We start from the raw sequence: 15,063 nt of genomic DNA, 5'->3' as shown, positions 1-15,063 counted from the left end.
GTGAAGATGGTCGCAGGCACCGGCCCAAATGCCGCAGGTACCCGCTGTGTTGCGCCGTCATCATCATCAATTTCATTTGCACGTCCTTTGGATGGTGACGCTATTGGGATTGCAAATCCGCTATTAAGTCTTTGTGGATACACAACAAAAGAAGGTAGAACGATTACAGGTTTTTATAACAAGAGTGAATGTCAGATAAACGCAACGTTCTACTGCTATCTTCCTGTTCAATCGACAAATGATTCTACAAACTTTGAAAAAGTGGCTGATAAATTCAGATTAGATGATCCAAAGTCAGATGCTAATCTTTCTACCGCTTATCCTCCAGCTGAATGTCGCTCTAATCCAGAAGCAGATTCGCCATTTGGCACGAGCTATGTAGAAGAGTGGGATTTTTCGAATAAACCACCACAGCCAAAGCTCATTGCGTCTGGTTTTGAAAACGCCAATATTTGCGAATACGGTGAAGACTGTAGTTGTACGTATAAACGTGTAACCTATAGTTCAAAATCAAGCTTCTTTGGTCCTGGTGCACAAAATGTTCCTCCTGGCGTTTGTAGCGGAGGTCAACGTGATGGACAAGCTTGTATCCCAAGCAGTCTTAACGAAGGCTCAGTGAGCGAAGGTGAGGGAGCGTCAGATATTACAAACCGTATTGTTTCTGCGCAATCAGCCTTTAGCTGCGGAGCGAATAGTCAATGCGTTGCCTATTCAAAACTCGAAATCATTAAGGGCGTTTTTGGTCAATGTTTAGAACGTGATTCGACGCAGTTTGCTGGCACAGATCAATCAAATCGTCCTTGTCTTACCTGGAATCCAAACCCAATTCTCTTTGGTGACAAGGATCCGTTCCATTATCAGCCAACGGCAGGATATGTGCCTCCGCAAAACTCTGGGCAATATTACTGTACTTCTGCAGCAAAAAACCAACAAAAGCCATTTTGACCTTTCAGCACCTTAGAAGGTATGAAAACGATGGGGCTGTAGCTAATGATCCGATGACCTATCGTGATAAGTTTGCTAATGAATGCTCAGGAGGATTGTTGGCAGGTATTACGGACTTCTTCTTTCCTGGTACTGGTGTATTTTCTGTGGGGCTTACCGAAGCAAATATTGGTGATTGTCGTGGTAACGATAGTCGTGATAAAAATGAAGCTGATGTACACTTTGCGAATCAATTTGATGGTGATGATAAGCCGAGTTATGTAGGTAAGATGCAACGTATTGATCTTGACCCTATCTGGGTTGATAAAGGCAGAGGCGGTTATCGTAATGTCGCAAAAAAAGAAAACGCCATATATCTCTATTGATGGCACGCTCGACTACCCATCCTATGAGTTATGTGATTATAGTGACGCTTACACCGTGCCAGAAGAACGCGGTACATCACCAGAATCATTGCGTCTTGTTGATGCGGGAGATGGTTATCGTGAAACGTTCTATCGTATCCATACACCTCTATTAATGAGAGATCTTGGTTATACGCCAACACTTGATACGATGAGGACATCTATAACAGATAATACGATTTCGTACTTTAAGATTGAACCTACGGTAAACGGTGAGGTGGGTCGTTTGGCTTGTGGTTATAATGCCGAGTGGGCCAATAACGTGCCATCAGTTGATTATAAGGATCAGTCTTCTCTAAGTGCTGGCGAATCCATATGGAGAACCGATGTGAATTCTCGTTTTGATCCTTTCTTAACGAGAGCAAATGAAGTTGAGATAAGAGATTCTGTTACAGACCAATGGAAATTCTCAGATTGTCTTGCAGAAAGACAGCCAGAGAGAATTAGCGGTAAAAACTACCAACAAATTTACGAGAAAACGTCTACAATTATCTTTATACAACTTATGATAATGTGGGTGGTGATGAAAGAGATGCTATAGGTCCAGTAACGATTGAAAAGTTTGAAAATAGCTTATGTGCCTTTAAATCATGGGATCTAAACTATCAAAATAATAGCAAAGCAGGGTTTAATGCGTTTAACGAAGGTCTATCACTAGACTTTATCCGCAAGTATCCATTGTCGAGTGATGATACTTGTACAAATAGCTCAGCTCCTTGGTTTACGGTTCGTGCTGTATTCCAATCACCTCAAGCAAAAGATCCAGTCACAGGCAATATTATTAATAATGGTGAACCTGATGGAACATGGACATTTGTTGGTTTTGGACCTCTGCGTGCGCCGGTAAATCTGGTGGCGATCACCGCTACATGTATATGAATGTAGAAGTAGGCACATCAGATATTTGCCGAGAGTTAGCAGAAGTAAAAAGTAAAGATACTAATTCTGATGCCGCCTTTACAGATCGTGTTTGGAAACAATCCGGTTATCGTGATCCAGCTACAGGTGCTACCTATTCAGAAACGAATGCCCCATTCTCGAGCGCGCTCAATACAGGCGTTGCTGGTATCGAGCCACTCTTTCAAAATGGTGGCGAAGAGGCAGGTTTTACTGGCTTAAAAACGCCAACCTTCTTACGGTCTGGTCTAAGAACGTATTACTCAAATGCACAGTTTCCTCGAGATAAATACGCGTACTTGAGCAATATGTTTGCACGTGTCTATCGTGTGTATCAGTTCCACCGCGCTCAAGTGTCACTTACGGATAAAGTCTGTTTGAGTGGTCCATTTAAGGGTAAAAACTGTAATACAGGTAGTCATAACTGTGACGTTAATGGACGATGTGACCCTAATGGGCTTACAGCATCGGATCGTGCAAGTAACAAGGTCTGTTATGTTGGGCCAGGCGCTGGTCAAAGCTGTTCTAACGACCTTGAGTGTAAAGGCTTTTGTAGCAAAATCAGTCACGACTGATAAACTCCTTAGCGCAAAAAATAAATGTATCATCTCTCAGAGTGGAGGGTAGACGGTAACGGTAGATATTCAAAAATAAATGCTGGATCAAGCCTTCAACAACTAACATTGAGTGCAGCGTCAGATGAAAAAGCTTTTGTCTGTGATGGAGCAGGTTCTTATCAGATCAATTGTAGTAAGCCTACTACGAGGGGATCAGATGATTGTTTAATAGTGACACGTGTGACTGTAGCGAATGTCCCACTAGATCCAGCTACAATACCAGGACCTGTTGCATCGTGTGTACGCAGAGACCCTTTAGTGAATGAAAAATTCTGTCGATGGACATTAGGAGACGCAGAGGGGACCGCGCTCTTAACTCAGGCATTTCGTGACAGTGGCATCACGATTGCAGAACCGGTAGCTGGGAGACCAAGTACACTCAATGGTAATTACGTCTCTTGTAACGAAGTTGCAGATTGTCAGGTCACGGTTGAAGATATAGTAAGCAACCAAAGATGCGCTCAAATCTCTCAAAGTGATTCAAATTTTGGTAGATGCGTGGGTGGATTACAAGAAGGTAGCCTTTGCCAAGTCGGTGGCGATAGTTGCGCCGTTCTTAATAACCCCTATTCAGGCTCAGGAGAGGCAGCTAATTGTGTCGTAGCGGGTAGCAGCGCAGCAAGTTCAGACTGTAAACCGCCAGATAATGCGCTTATCGGAGACCCAAATTCTACAGATCCAGACAAAGACAATAATATCTGTACCCATGGTATTGGCTATTATCCTCGTCTCGACCTCTGTCCAAATCCAGCGGATGAATATTGTGGGCTCGTCTCCTATAAGATTGGTGGCACAGGTAAAGTCGTTTCGCTTGACCCACGATCATCAGTCCCGCTACCTACGGATGTAACACTCGGTCATTACACACCATCCTTTTTGGGCTTTACTGCTATTGCTAGCCAAAACTTCAACTACATCACCTATTACACGCCTAGACCTCCAATGGTTGCAGCCCCAGATACACGCAATTGTGCTGTTCCTGGACAATGCGAAGTTGCACAAACTAATGCGTTTAACTTAAGCGGTCAAACATCAGGGGCCACTCAATGCAGGTGTCGGACAGTTTGTCGCAAGTATGCGTTTCTATGCTTGGGCAACACACAATCAAATGCCACTCAAACGTATCTATATTGATTGGGGTGATGGTCAAAGCACCAAGCTCGCAGACACAAAACTCAAAAACCATAAGCCATACTGTAACGTTCAAAGTGAATGTTCAGATCAGGTTCGCGCCTCTGGTCTTACCTGTAATTCTGACGGCGACTGCCCTGCCGGTGCCGGTCTTTGTAAGTCAACGGGTGTGTGTCAAAATCAACCACAAAAACCTGTTCAGCCGATGCAGAATGTGGGAGTGCTGATTATCCAAATGACAAATGTATCGTGCGTACCATGTTTGGCAATAGCCGAGACGCCTGTGACTCAAACTACTTTGACTTCCAGCATGTCTATGTCTGTAATGAGAGCATGAGACCGGCACCGGTTGGAGAGCCTAGAAAGCCTAATGAATTACCGGTTTGTCAGATAGCAGCTGGGGATATTGCTCACGTAATCCTTCAAAACTTGTACCGCAGATAGCGGCTGCGCCGCTGGTGATACTTGTATCGCAGAGCGTATGGCATCGGTAACAGGTGTAACGGATATCTCTGGATGTTTCGATACAACCACCAATTCCTGTTACTTCACTCCTCGTCTACAGGTAATGGATAATTGGGGATGGTGTACGGGTGAGTGTCGCGCTGATAACACTAATGGCGTTCTTGGGGATGTTTCTTCAAGTAAAATCCTGCATCCATACGGCGGCTGTTATGCTGGTGCGAATCCAGATCCTGAGGAGGTCAGTGATACGGGTGAGGTTCGACTAAATACCAATCTTACAAGGGAACTGCTCGATGTAAATGAAGATGGGCCGGCATTTATTAGAAACGAGTGTTCTATAGTGTCAGGCTCTCCAACCGCTAGACCGTGGGTTGTTTACCCAGGCGCTGTACAATTAAGGCCAGGTAACTAAAAAAGAAGCCCGTAAGGGCTTCTTTTTAGTTGCACTGAACTCTCCTTCTTCCTCCGTATGAGCGAAGGGTGAAGGAAGGCTTTGAGAAGTGTAGGATAAAAACCAACAGTATGAAAAAAGCCTCCGAACGTAGAGCGTTCAGAGGCTTGCATATAGACGTCAGTAGTCGGTTACTGACAATTATCGGTGACCGTGCGGGCATCGCCCGAGATGGTGCCGCGCTCGATGAGCCCGCTATCGAGAAGTCGGGTGAAGACCCCGCAAACTCGATTGACGAGTAGGCGTTCGCCATTGGGCCCAACCTCGGCTCCAAGAGGACAATCCGTCTGATCATTCCACTCTACGCCGGGCTCTAGGCCTGGCTCAATCGGACTGCTGTAAGACAGCGACCTTGCAGGGCAGAAACCGTCGCTTACGCGACAGCAGGTGAACATCTGCGGTCGATTGAGCACTTGGGCCATCGTCCCACTCATGTCGGTGGTGAGATCGTTCGACCACGAGAAGTCGAAGCAGTAGTCCATGGTGTTCCCGTGAATCCCATCAAGGATGTCTGGACCGTAGGCACCACCCGGGTGACACATCGGTGCGTCGCAGTCGGTGTCGTTGACTCCGGTCAGCTGATCGCAGTCGTTGTCGACTCCGGTGAGACAGGAGAACGTGTCTTCGGCGACTGGGGTGCAGTTGCCGACGTCTCCGCCATCGATGCTGTTGTCTCCACCCATCCCGGAGTCGTCCGGGCACACCCACGGTGTGTTCTGGCAGGGGCCGCCGTCCACGATGTGGTCGATGCCGTCGCCGCAGCCGAGGGTGAAGATGAAGAGAGTCGAGATGAGACCAGCCCAAAGTAGGGCCGAGCGCATGTTTGTGATCATGACACTGTCCTTTCGCCGGCTGTTCCGGCATTTTCTGTGGCCCTAGCCAAAGGCGGTCAACACCATGTTGACTGCTCTTAAGCAAGGAAAGTTAAGAAGGTACGTGACTAAAGGATATCATGAAAATATGCCCGCGTCTGTACAATATTGGACGCTAACAATATTTTAAGATTTTGTCAAGGTTTGTGTGGACGGATAGTTGAGATTTACTTTTGGTTTGTTGGGTGTTTCTCCTATTAAAAGATCCCACGTGGAGAAATTTTGTTATGGATTTGTATTTATTTGTCGATCTTTCCAATAAGAGGTATGAGGGCATACAATTAATCTAACTTAGAAACCAAAGACTAACTTTACCTATTTAGAGATCATGGAAAAAATACATAAAGGTTATCTAGAGCAAATTTCGAAAAATATGGACGAGAAGGTTGGGGACATTGTCGACTGTATTCAATCAGGAGATATTCCACGAAGGCGTGGAAGGGCTTTGATTTTGGAGCTGGGTATCGGCGGTGGAGAAGGGTTGAATCATCTAACAAGAGCTGCAAAAATTCTTGAATCGATAGACGTGATTGGTGTCGACAATGAAATTGCTTTGGTTGAGCTAGCGAAGCAAAAAGATTTAGTAGCTATACATGGCTCAGCAACAAGTTTACCATTTGATGATGAATCGGTTAGCGCAATAAACGCATCAGCTGTTTTTCATGAAGTGTTCTCATACTCTCAGACGGTTGGAATGACGTCTCGCGCAGCGCTGTCAAAGGCGTTTCGCGAGATCGATAGGGTTTTAATGCCAGGAGGTAAGCTGTTCTATAGGGATGTTCTCTGTCCGGACGGTATGAATTTGATGAAGTGCGTAATATATGAACGTGCGTCTTGGATATCTTTTACCAGAAAATTTCTGGAGCTATACCATCCAAAGGGAAAAGAGCAATACAGTTCAGACCCAATTCGAATCAATGATGTGGATGACGGATTAGCGATTGAATGTCCGATTGGTTTACACAGAGAGATTCAAAGACACTATCTCACAGTTATTAATTGTAGATAAAATTGATATATGGAAATTGAAAAGAAATATCGCTTAAGTCACGAACAGGCTGCAACCGTCCTACGTACTCTCAAAGAGAGAGGGGTGTTTAAAGGGTCTGATACCGAGACTGACACGTACTTCAATGTTGGTAGCCGTGACTCATATACCACGAAAGAGTGTCTTCGAATTAGAAGTCGCGGGGATGAATTTCATGAAATAACCTATAAGCCACCAACGATTGGTGATGATCAATTAGGATATTTTGCCAAAGAGGAAACGAATATGAGAATTCAAGACGCTATTGTGGCAAAAAAGTTATTACAAAGCCTTGGAAATACTGTCCTGGTAGAAGTTGAAAAGAATCGGCAGTACTTTGAATTTGAAGACTGTACGGTATGTTTTGATGAAATCCGAAGCGCTGGTATTTTTGTGGAGATTGAAGTAGAGGGTCAAGACGAGGTTGATGCGTTGACGAAAATAAATAAATGTGCAAACATTTTAGGGTTCACAGATGATATACTTGAGCGCATGCCGTATCGAGATATTGTCTGGGAATGCCAACACGAGAATTGTTAGTAACGTTTTGTTGCCTTCAGTGGCAAGAGGTTTTATCATGGAGAAATTCTACTTCACAAAGGAGGGGTTCGCACGAATCCTGGACGAGCGTGAGCGGGTTATAAAGAAATTGAGAGACGCTCAATTTCAAAAAGGCGAAGCTTCGGAAACTGGCGGCAACCAATGGCACGATAATTTTGCCTTTGAAGATCTGTGTCGCCAAGAAGACCAGCTAAATAATCAACTGGGTAAGATTGGCGAGTTGATTAAAAATGCTCTTGTTTTTGAAGAGGTTTCAGAAGACCTTACTCATCTTTCGATTGGACAGATAGCTGTGCTCGACGTTGACGGGACTCGGAAGGAGTTTTTTGTTGGTGGGTACGGCGATTCTGATATGAAAACGTTTCCGCAAGTAGTCTCGTATTTAGCTCCGATGGTTAAGCCGTTTATCGGCATGAGTATCGGAGCCGAAGCCGAAGTATTTGTTGCGGGTTCTTGCAAAACAGTTACCCTCATCGGAATTCGAGGTGTGAAATGATACTTGTTTTCGAAGGTGTAGACGCATCCGGCAAGACCACTGTCGGTAAGCAGCTCGCAAGCTTGCACTCTAGGGGTGTATATTACCCCACTCCACCACCTAGTTTGAAAGCGCTGAGAGATGCTGTTGATAGGAGCGCCTCAAACGAAGATCATTACTCATTTTATCTGGAAGCTGTGAAAGTTGCATCTAGAGAGATGGCGTTATTTGATCCGACTGCATTGGTGGTGGTAGATCGATATTGGCTTACTACCTATGTCTATCACCGCGCTATGGGTATGTCTGTTGACCGTGACGATTTTCTCAACTTACTCATGCCAGACTACACTGTCTATCTCGACGTTTCGCACGATGTACAGATGAGGCGGTTAGAGGTAAGAGGTATGTCGGCAGGCGATGTAAGGATACTCTCAAAGCAGAATGACATTCGATCGTACTATGACGAGCACCTTCATCTAAGAATGAATGGAGAAATTATTCGGTTCAACACGGATTTGTTAAGCCCCAATGAGTTAGTGGAGTTAATCTCGAAAAGGATCTCGGCCTAAACATATAGGTCCTTCTCATCGAGGTACGTACCTTGTTGCCACTATCTGCAAACCCGAATAATCGGGAGCTATCAAATCTCTCACGTATGCGGTCAAGAACCAACATCCGTGAGAGATTTTTGAATTCTAAAACCCTCCGCAGGGAGGGTTTGAGAATTTCAGTGGTGACGTCTCCTCCACTCCTCTTTGAGTATCGAGAAGCAGATGAGGTCTGTCCATCTGCCATTTTTGAATATAGCTTCGCGTTGCACACCTTCTTCTACATACCCGCTTTTACGAAGGTAGGCGAGTGAGCGGATATTGTCTGCCATCGCGCATGACTCGATGCGGTGCAAGCCGAGCGTGTTGAATGCGTATTCGAGTAAGAGCTCTTTGGCTTCGACGCCGTAGCCCTTGCTTCGGTACTTGTCCGAAATAATGAGAGCAGCGGTTTCAGCTTTGCGATCCAGCCAATTGATACGGAAGAGGCCCATATTACCGATTAGCTGATGGTTCTTCTTGATTACGATCGAGAAGATGGTCTGCGTTGGCGGTTGGCCTGGGGGATTCATTCGCTCGATGAATTCGATCTCTTGCTTGAAACTGATCGGAAAACGGTTCAAAAGCCATTGGCGAGTGAACGGGTCGCTGATGGCGCGTTGAAAGAGCGCAGCATCTTCAGGTTCGGGCGCTCTTAGGTAGAGGCGTTTACCCACAAGAAAAGGTGCAGATGTAGTTTCTTTAGGCTTTTTTGACATCAGTTACCTCGATTTGAAGGGAGCTACTTTTTCTATATCAAATTATTTGTTTATCGTCAACGTTATCTGTCTATGCTCGGTAGTATCGTATTTAGAAAATAGCGTTTCAAATTCTCATGCGTTAATCGTGCGAAAACATCTTTTTCTGGTATCCACGAAGGTGTTTCATCGCTTTCGGTTTTGGCAGAGAAATCATCGCTGTCACACATGGCTAAAAACATTTCTAATGCGATCTCTTTTTGTTTTCTACTCGTATAATGTAGGGGTTCTAAACGCTTTATGATAATCGGAGCTAGGCCTGTTTCTTCTCGGACTTCTCTAATGGCTGTTTGTAGTGTTGTTTCACCGTCTTCAAGATGTCCTTTCGGAAAAGACCAATCGCTATGCTTTTTTCTGTAAATCAACAAAAATTCTCTAACATTGTTTTTATTACGATAGATGACCATGCCGGCTTTTAGGACGATGCTCATAGGATAATGAGCAGTGTAATAGAGGGGAGTCAAGAAAACAAAACTATATGTCACTTTGACATGTTTCGTATGTTTGAATATGATCAAGACATTGTTCTTTCCATCTTAACGAAAACCGTTTGAATTCAAAGAAGTAGTAATTTATCGCTCCCTGGCGAGCGAGTGGGGGATAGTGTGAGCCCCATTATAGCGATAAACGAAATTGGACTTTGAAGAGGTGATTGTTGCTTCTTGTGACAATCCGGAAACCCACCGTCATCACAGGGAATGAGATCAAAGGTCTCTAAAAAGTTTTAATTCTTTTTGAGTTAAAAAATAATTGAGGTGGTACCACGGGCTAAAAACATCCCGTCCTCATGTACGTCATATTTTTGGCGTCATGAGGACGGGATGTTTTTATTGGACACCCGAGGTTTACTACAGCGAGGTTACTATGGATAAGCAATCGTTCTTTTCTCAGTTTCGGTTCAATCCTGTTCTTGCAGGTGCATATGGCGTAGAACGTGAGTTTTTCCTAACGGATGCTCATGGAATACCGGTGCCTCGTTCGCAAGAATTTCTTGCACGAGTTCAGGATCCTGCGTGGACATATGAACTCTCAGCATGTCAGGTAGAACATCGCACAGCTCCTGAACATTCGATCACAAAGATTTTGAGTAATCTTCAAATCGCTGATGCCCAGGCGCGCCGTACTGCTATGTTAATGGGTGCGGATATTGTAGCCTTAGAAGTCGCACAAGAGGATATGTCTATTGAAATCTATCCGGATAACAATCGATATAAAAAGCTCGTAAAGCATCTACCAAAAGAGATGCTTCGTGCCGCTTGTCGTGTTGCGGGGATACATATCCATCGTGGCGCAAAAGACCTAGATGACGCTATCTCTATGTATAACAACATCGTTAAATGTCTTGAAGACTTTATTAAGATGGGAGATCATAGCCAAGGTGAACGATTGAGGTTATATCGGCAGATGGCTCCAAATTGGAGTCCACCGCAATATACTTCTCGAGACCACTTTTTTGAGGTCGCGTGCGAGCAGGGATTTGTTAATAATCCACGCAACTGTTGGCATCTAGTAAGAATAAGCCAACACGGTACAGTTGAACTGCGTATGTTTGGAATGACTAACGATTTGTCGCGCATCCATCAATGGATATCTGTAATCGACAGGGTTGTTCTTAAGTATTAAGTCGCTATCTACTGAGAGTTAGAGTAATCTCTAACTCTCAGATTCTTTTATGAAAATACCATCATTTTGTTGCCGTATAATCGGTACTCAGCCAGGCCCATCGGTAGCTATACTCGGTGGCACTCACGGAGATGAATTAACGGGTATTGAGGTTGTAAAACATTTTTTACATACGTTTGGTATAGAGGATTGTTCTCGAGGTATCGAAGTATCAAAAGAGATAAAAGGTGAGCTTCTGTTGATATTCGGAAATCCTAAAGCAATTGCATTACGCCAACGAGGAACGACAGAAGGACGTGATTTAAATCGTTATTTTATTGACGAAGATCTTCAACGTGAACCATCAACAGAAGATCCATATGATTTGGTGCGTGCTCGTGAGTTGGCACCATTACTTGCTAGCGCAGATTTTGTTTTTGATATCCATGCGACGAGTGCTGAGTCACCTCCGTTTATCGTTTGTGGAAATGATTCATCAAAGCACAGAGAAATCTTTCAGATATTTCCCGTAGAGTATATTTTGATGGATTTATATAATGTTCTCGCTATGGATGAAGGGTTGAAACATCGGGCAACAACAGACGCTTATGTAGAGCAATGTGGAGGAGTAGCTATTGGATATGAAACAGGAAAAGAAGATGATCTTAGTCGCGTAATAGATATCGTTCAAGAAATGAATCGCGCTTTACAGCACGTCGGTATCTTTGAGCGGGAGGCTATAAAAATACATGAGGCTGTTTCTCAGCAACTTTATACACTTACGCATTCGATCCAGGCTAAAGATAGCTATTTTAAGTATGTTCAAGGGATGGATTCTGGATGGCAGCTTGTGCAAAAAGGCCAAATCATCGGGCATTATCTCAATGGAGAAAATGAATGCGCGCCAGAGCAAGGGATGCTACTCTTTCCTAAGTCGCCCCACAAGATAAAAAAGGATAAAAATTTGTATTACATCGCGAAGCCTGTAATCTAATTTTTACTAATCGAAACACCCGCCCCCTGTGTAGTCATGAGGGCGGGTGTGGCCAACGCTAGGCAGCGTTAGTCTTTTTGCGCAGGTTTTTTCTGCAAAGTTCTTTCATATATGATTCGAGCACCTTTGTTGGATGCTCATCATTGAAGAGCTCGACACGTTCTACGTAGCGGTGAGCATGAGCTCGCAGACACTCGATCCAGGTATCGTCGAGTGAAAGCTGCTTGAATGATCTGCGCAACAAGGCACAGGCTTCTGGATCCATTTGGATCACTTCTGCAATGGCGGGTGACTTTTCGCTCACAAAGTGGATGAAATAATCACGCTTTACGCTAGCAGAGCGTTGAAAAGGATCAGGCCAATGAAATACCCGGTAGATCTTGCTTGGTAGAATTGGCAAGAATCGATTATGTATCTCCATAAGGACTCCGATCTCTTTGCCGCTCGCCAAGACGATGAAGCGAGCCGAGGAATTCTCCATGAGGTGCTGTTGAATCACTCCCCAGTCATCTGTGCCATTTTTGATATCAGCAACGAGAATATCGGGTACATTTACGAGCACTGGCCCAATATGTTCATCAAGCTTACTGCAATCATGCAGTGCCTGAATGACGAGCAGTTCATCGCTTTTCCGTAGTCGGTCTTCGGTGTTCTCTTGTGAGTCGTACTCGGTGATCGTGTCACAGATCATCTTGATTGCGCAGGGCAATAGACAGGCTTCTTCGATCCACGGAGAGACGACAGAAACCATCGGGGACTTATCGTATAACCTACGTCGTCTGACGGCATCAGCGATATGCTTGATGAGTTGAGGGATGTCACCCTTCTTCTCGACGATCGAAAATTGCGAAGAAACGAGTTGCACGAATTCACTGTCCTTTCGCTGACAAAAGCATCAGCGAACGTAGAAAACACTATATTATAAGATTTGTCAACGCATCGTCCTATATATAGGTCAAAACTCAGAACCTCCACAAGCGTGGGGGCAGGGGGGTCACGTCTGTCAGGGGGTTTGTATGTGTTTGACGATTCAGTGACAGGGGAGTATCCTCTTGACCATAAGCCTGATCCGACGATCGGGCTTTTTTACTACATGTCGCTCAGAACTTAATCATTTGAGATGACTAGCACTACACTATGGCCTCACCAATTACGCTTGCGATGAAACAAATCGCTGACGAAAAGAACATTTCCTACGAATCCGTACTTGATACGGTGCAAACCGCGCTTGCGGCTGCCTATCGCAAAGATTTTGGTAATAAGAACCAAAATATTGTGGTTGAGTTTGATCCAGAAAAATACGACGGTCTTACCGGTGGTATTCGTGTTTTTGATGTCAAAACGGTTGTCGAAGACATGGAGCTCGACGATGAATACTTTGCTCGTCTAGAGGCAGCGCAAGCTCCAAAAAAAGATGAGAAAGGTCGCTTCATCCGCAACCAAGAAGAGATTACCGACGTCGCTCTTCAAGAAGAGTTCCGTTTTAATCCAAAAACAATGATCATGATTTCTGACGCTCGTGATCTTAAGCCAGACGCTGTTCTTAACGAAGAGATGCGTGTTGAATTGTCCGTACCTGCAGCTTTTGGTCGCATGGCAGCGCAAACCGCAAAGCAAGTGATTTTGCAAAAACTTCGTGAAGCAGAGCGTACCGTTATCTATTCTGATTTCAAAGGACGTGAAGGTGAATTGATGAATGTGACCGTGCAACGCCGCGAAGGTCGTATTGTGCTTATTGATCTTGGTCGTGCAACAGGTGTTCTTCTTCCAGAAGATCAAATCGAATCCGAGCGTTACTACCCAGGTACACGTCTTAAAGCTCTCTTACGTTCTGTTGAGATGACGGGTCGTGGTCCAGAAATTCGTTTGTCACGTACATCTCCTACGCTTATTTCGGCATTATTTGGTCAAGAAATCCCTGAGGTTTTAAACGGGACTGTAGAGATTCGTAATATTGTTCGTGAGCCAGGTTCTCGTGCCAAGGTAGCGGTTATGTCACCAGATGACTCCGTTGATCCAATCGGTTCTTGTATCGGTCAACGTGGTATGCGTATCCAGGCGGTTATCCGCGAACTTGGTGGCGAAAAAGTAGACGTTGTTCTTTGGCACGAAGATGCAAAAGAATATATCGAATCATCTCTTTCACCGGCTCGTGTTATTTCTGTTTCTTTGGATGAGGACGAGCATCTTGCTACGGTTTTGGTTCCATCGGACCAACTTTCACTTGCCATCGGTAAAGGCGGACAAAATGTACGTCTTGCAGCCAAGCTCACCGGCTGGAAGATCACGGTTCAAGAAGAAGGTGGCAAAGCCTTTGATGGTACCGAGCCAGTTATTGTTGCAGCTGAAGATATTACAGAGATCGCAGCTATCGCTTCAAGTGCAGCAGATGCTGACGAAGAAAATGCAGAGCCAACACTCGAAGAAGAGATCCTTGAACAAACACCTACGATTGCAGAAGCTGCTCCTTCGTCGGATGAAAGCTAATACGGCAATTCATATTCTATGACAGCACTCTTTCACAGCATCTTTTTTCAGCCGATCTTTAATCTTTTGATTTGGCTCTACGGTATTTTGCCGTACAAAGATATCGGTATTTCTATCATCCTCATGACCTTGATCGTGAAGGTGATTACGTATCCACTGGCACTTTTGCAAATCAAGCAACAGCGCGACATGCAAGAACTTCAACCAAAAATTGAAGAAATTCGCAAACGTCTCAAAGACAATCAAGACGAGCAAGCAAAAGAGCTCATGGAGCTTTATAAAAAAGAAAAAGTGAATCCAGCCGCCGGTTGCTGGCCGCTCTTGGTTCAGATCCCGATTTTCATCGCGCTTTACCAGGCGCTTAATGTCGGATTAAAGGCAGGTGGTTACGGCGACTTGTATGCCTTCGTCCCAACACCAACATCTATACAGACAATCTTTATCGGGCTTTTTGATCTAACAAAGCCAAACTATGTTTTGGCGGTACTAGCTGGATTGATTCAGTTCTTGCAAACAAGACATATCCTTAAACCACCTGCAGCAACAATCTCACAGCCTCCTGTTATTGTTGCAGAAACAAAAGGCGCCAAAGACGAAAGCATGGCAGCCATGATGAACAAGCAAATGATGTACATCATGCCGGTGATGACGGTCTTTATCGGTATCTCTTTGCCAGGTGGGCTTACTCTTTATTGGTTGGTGATGAGCGGTCTTACGCTTCTTCAACAGGTTTACGTTCTTCGTCGCATGCCGCCGAAAATCGAACCACAGTTGAAGGGTTAATGATGTT

The 15,063-nt window shown here is 44.7% G+C and carries 20 protein-coding genes; 16 read left to right on the top strand and 4 right to left on the bottom strand.

Annotation, left to right across the window (positions count from 1 at the left end; genetic code table 11):
• The 8 genes from H6759_03645 to H6759_03610 all read left to right on the top strand — a co-directional run bounded on the left by H6759_03645 (position 1) and on the right by H6759_03610 (position 4,871).
• Positions 1-945, top strand: coding sequence for a hypothetical protein (locus H6759_03645; protein USN52102.1), 945 nt, complete (start codon positions 1-3; stop codon positions 943-945).
• A complete protein-coding gene (locus H6759_03640) occupies positions 942-1,310 on the top strand; it encodes a hypothetical protein (protein ID USN52101.1) in 369 nt (122 codons plus the stop codon). Before H6759_03645 ends, H6759_03640 begins: the two co-directional genes overlap by 4 nt.
• Entirely contained in the window at positions 1,273-1,890 is a 618-nt protein-coding gene (locus H6759_03635) for a hypothetical protein (GenBank protein USN52100.1), read from the top strand. The genes H6759_03640 and H6759_03635 overlap by 38 nt, the downstream gene beginning before the upstream one ends.
• On the top strand, positions 1,863-2,228 hold the full coding sequence (locus H6759_03630) for a hypothetical protein (GenBank protein USN52099.1): 366 nt from the start codon (positions 1,863-1,865) through the stop codon (positions 2,226-2,228). Before H6759_03635 ends, H6759_03630 begins: the two co-directional genes overlap by 28 nt.
• A complete protein-coding gene (locus H6759_03625; protein ID USN52098.1) occupies positions 2,225-2,821 on the top strand; it encodes a hypothetical protein in 597 nt (198 codons plus the stop codon). The genes H6759_03630 and H6759_03625 overlap by 4 nt, the downstream gene beginning before the upstream one ends.
• 24 nt (positions 2,822-2,845) lie before the next feature.
• Positions 2,846-3,997 carry a hypothetical protein gene (locus H6759_03620; protein ID USN52097.1) on the top strand — a complete coding sequence of 384 codons (1,152 nt, stop codon included), beginning with the start codon at positions 2,846-2,848 and terminating at the stop codon, positions 3,995-3,997.
• Positions 3,972-4,331: a hypothetical protein gene (locus H6759_03615; protein USN52096.1), complete on the top strand. Its 360-nt coding sequence runs from the start codon at positions 3,972-3,974 to the stop codon at positions 4,329-4,331. The genes H6759_03620 and H6759_03615 overlap by 26 nt, the downstream gene beginning before the upstream one ends.
• 144 nt (positions 4,332-4,475) lie before the next feature.
• The gene (locus H6759_03610) at positions 4,476-4,871 is read left to right on the top strand and encodes a hypothetical protein (protein ID USN52095.1); all 396 of its coding nucleotides are present in this window, start codon (positions 4,476-4,478) and stop codon (positions 4,869-4,871) included.
• A gap of 170 nt (positions 4,872-5,041) precedes the next feature.
• Here H6759_03610 and H6759_03605 read toward each other — a convergent pair whose 3' ends face one another.
• Positions 5,042-5,743 (bottom strand): hypothetical protein, encoded by a 702-nt coding sequence (locus H6759_03605; GenBank protein USN52094.1) that lies wholly within the window; start codon positions 5,741-5,743, stop codon positions 5,042-5,044.
• Positions 5,744-6,110: 367 nt separating this feature from the next.
• On the opposite strand from H6759_03605, the gene H6759_03600 reads away from it, so the two are divergent.
• Genes H6759_03600 through H6759_03585 form a run of 4 tightly spaced genes read left to right on the top strand, consistent with a single transcriptional unit; the run spans position 6,111 to position 8,414 of the window.
• Entirely contained in the window at positions 6,111-6,791 is a 681-nt protein-coding gene (locus H6759_03600) for a class I SAM-dependent methyltransferase (protein ID USN52093.1), read from the top strand.
• Between the two features lie 9 nt (positions 6,792-6,800).
• On the top strand, positions 6,801-7,349 hold the full coding sequence (gene cyaB / locus H6759_03595; protein ID USN52092.1) for a class IV adenylate cyclase: 549 nt from the start codon (positions 6,801-6,803) through the stop codon (positions 7,347-7,349).
• Between the two features lie 37 nt (positions 7,350-7,386).
• Complete coding sequence (locus tag H6759_03590; protein USN52091.1) at positions 7,387-7,866, top strand: hypothetical protein; 480 nt, start codon at positions 7,387-7,389, stop codon at positions 7,864-7,866.
• Positions 7,863-8,414, top strand: a complete 552-nt coding sequence (locus H6759_03585) for a hypothetical protein (protein USN52090.1) — start codon at positions 7,863-7,865, stop codon at positions 8,412-8,414. Before H6759_03590 ends, H6759_03585 begins: the two co-directional genes overlap by 4 nt.
• Positions 8,415-8,572: 158 nt before the next feature.
• Here the strand turns inward: H6759_03585 and H6759_03580 are convergent, their stop codons facing one another.
• Both H6759_03580 and H6759_03575 read right to left on the bottom strand, forming a co-directional pair.
• The gene (locus H6759_03580) at positions 8,573-9,151 is read right to left on the bottom strand and encodes a GNAT family N-acetyltransferase (GenBank protein ID USN52089.1); all 579 of its coding nucleotides are present in this window, start codon (positions 9,149-9,151) and stop codon (positions 8,573-8,575) included.
• 62 nt (positions 9,152-9,213) lie between these two features.
• Complete coding sequence (locus tag H6759_03575) at positions 9,214-9,621, bottom strand: NUDIX domain-containing protein (GenBank protein USN52088.1); 408 nt, start codon at positions 9,619-9,621, stop codon at positions 9,214-9,216.
• Between the two features lie 433 nt (positions 9,622-10,054).
• Between H6759_03575 and H6759_03570 the strand changes: the two genes are divergently transcribed.
• On the top strand, positions 10,055-10,813 hold the full coding sequence (locus tag H6759_03570; GenBank protein ID USN52087.1) for a hypothetical protein: 759 nt from the start codon (positions 10,055-10,057) through the stop codon (positions 10,811-10,813).
• 49 nt (positions 10,814-10,862) lie between these two features.
• Positions 10,863-11,786: a succinylglutamate desuccinylase/aspartoacylase family protein gene (locus H6759_03565; GenBank protein ID USN52086.1), complete on the top strand. Its 924-nt coding sequence runs from the start codon at positions 10,863-10,865 to the stop codon at positions 11,784-11,786.
• A gap of 58 nt (positions 11,787-11,844) precedes the next feature.
• Here H6759_03565 and H6759_03560 read toward each other — a convergent pair whose 3' ends face one another.
• Positions 11,845-12,651, bottom strand: a complete 807-nt coding sequence (locus tag H6759_03560) for a hypothetical protein (GenBank protein USN52085.1) — start codon at positions 12,649-12,651, stop codon at positions 11,845-11,847.
• 272 nt (positions 12,652-12,923) lie between these two features.
• Here H6759_03560 and nusA point away from each other — a divergent pair, with 272 nt between their 5' ends.
• Complete coding sequence (gene nusA / locus H6759_03555) at positions 12,924-14,273, top strand: transcription termination/antitermination protein NusA (protein USN52084.1); 1,350 nt, start codon at positions 12,924-12,926, stop codon at positions 14,271-14,273.
• Positions 14,274-14,291: 18 nt separating this feature from the next.
• Complete coding sequence (locus tag H6759_03550; GenBank protein USN52083.1) at positions 14,292-15,056, top strand: membrane protein insertase YidC; 765 nt, start codon at positions 14,292-14,294, stop codon at positions 15,054-15,056.
• The last annotated feature ends 7 nt before the right edge of the window (positions 15,057-15,063 follow it).

The organism is Candidatus Nomurabacteria bacterium (genome assembly GCA_023898425.1).
Lineage (GTDB): Bacteria > Patescibacteriota > Patescibacteriia > 2-12-FULL-60-25 > 2-12-FULL-60-25 > HK-STAS-PATE-2.
Note: the sequence above shows the minus strand (reverse complement) of the source record. Positions and strands in the feature narration are given on the sequence as shown.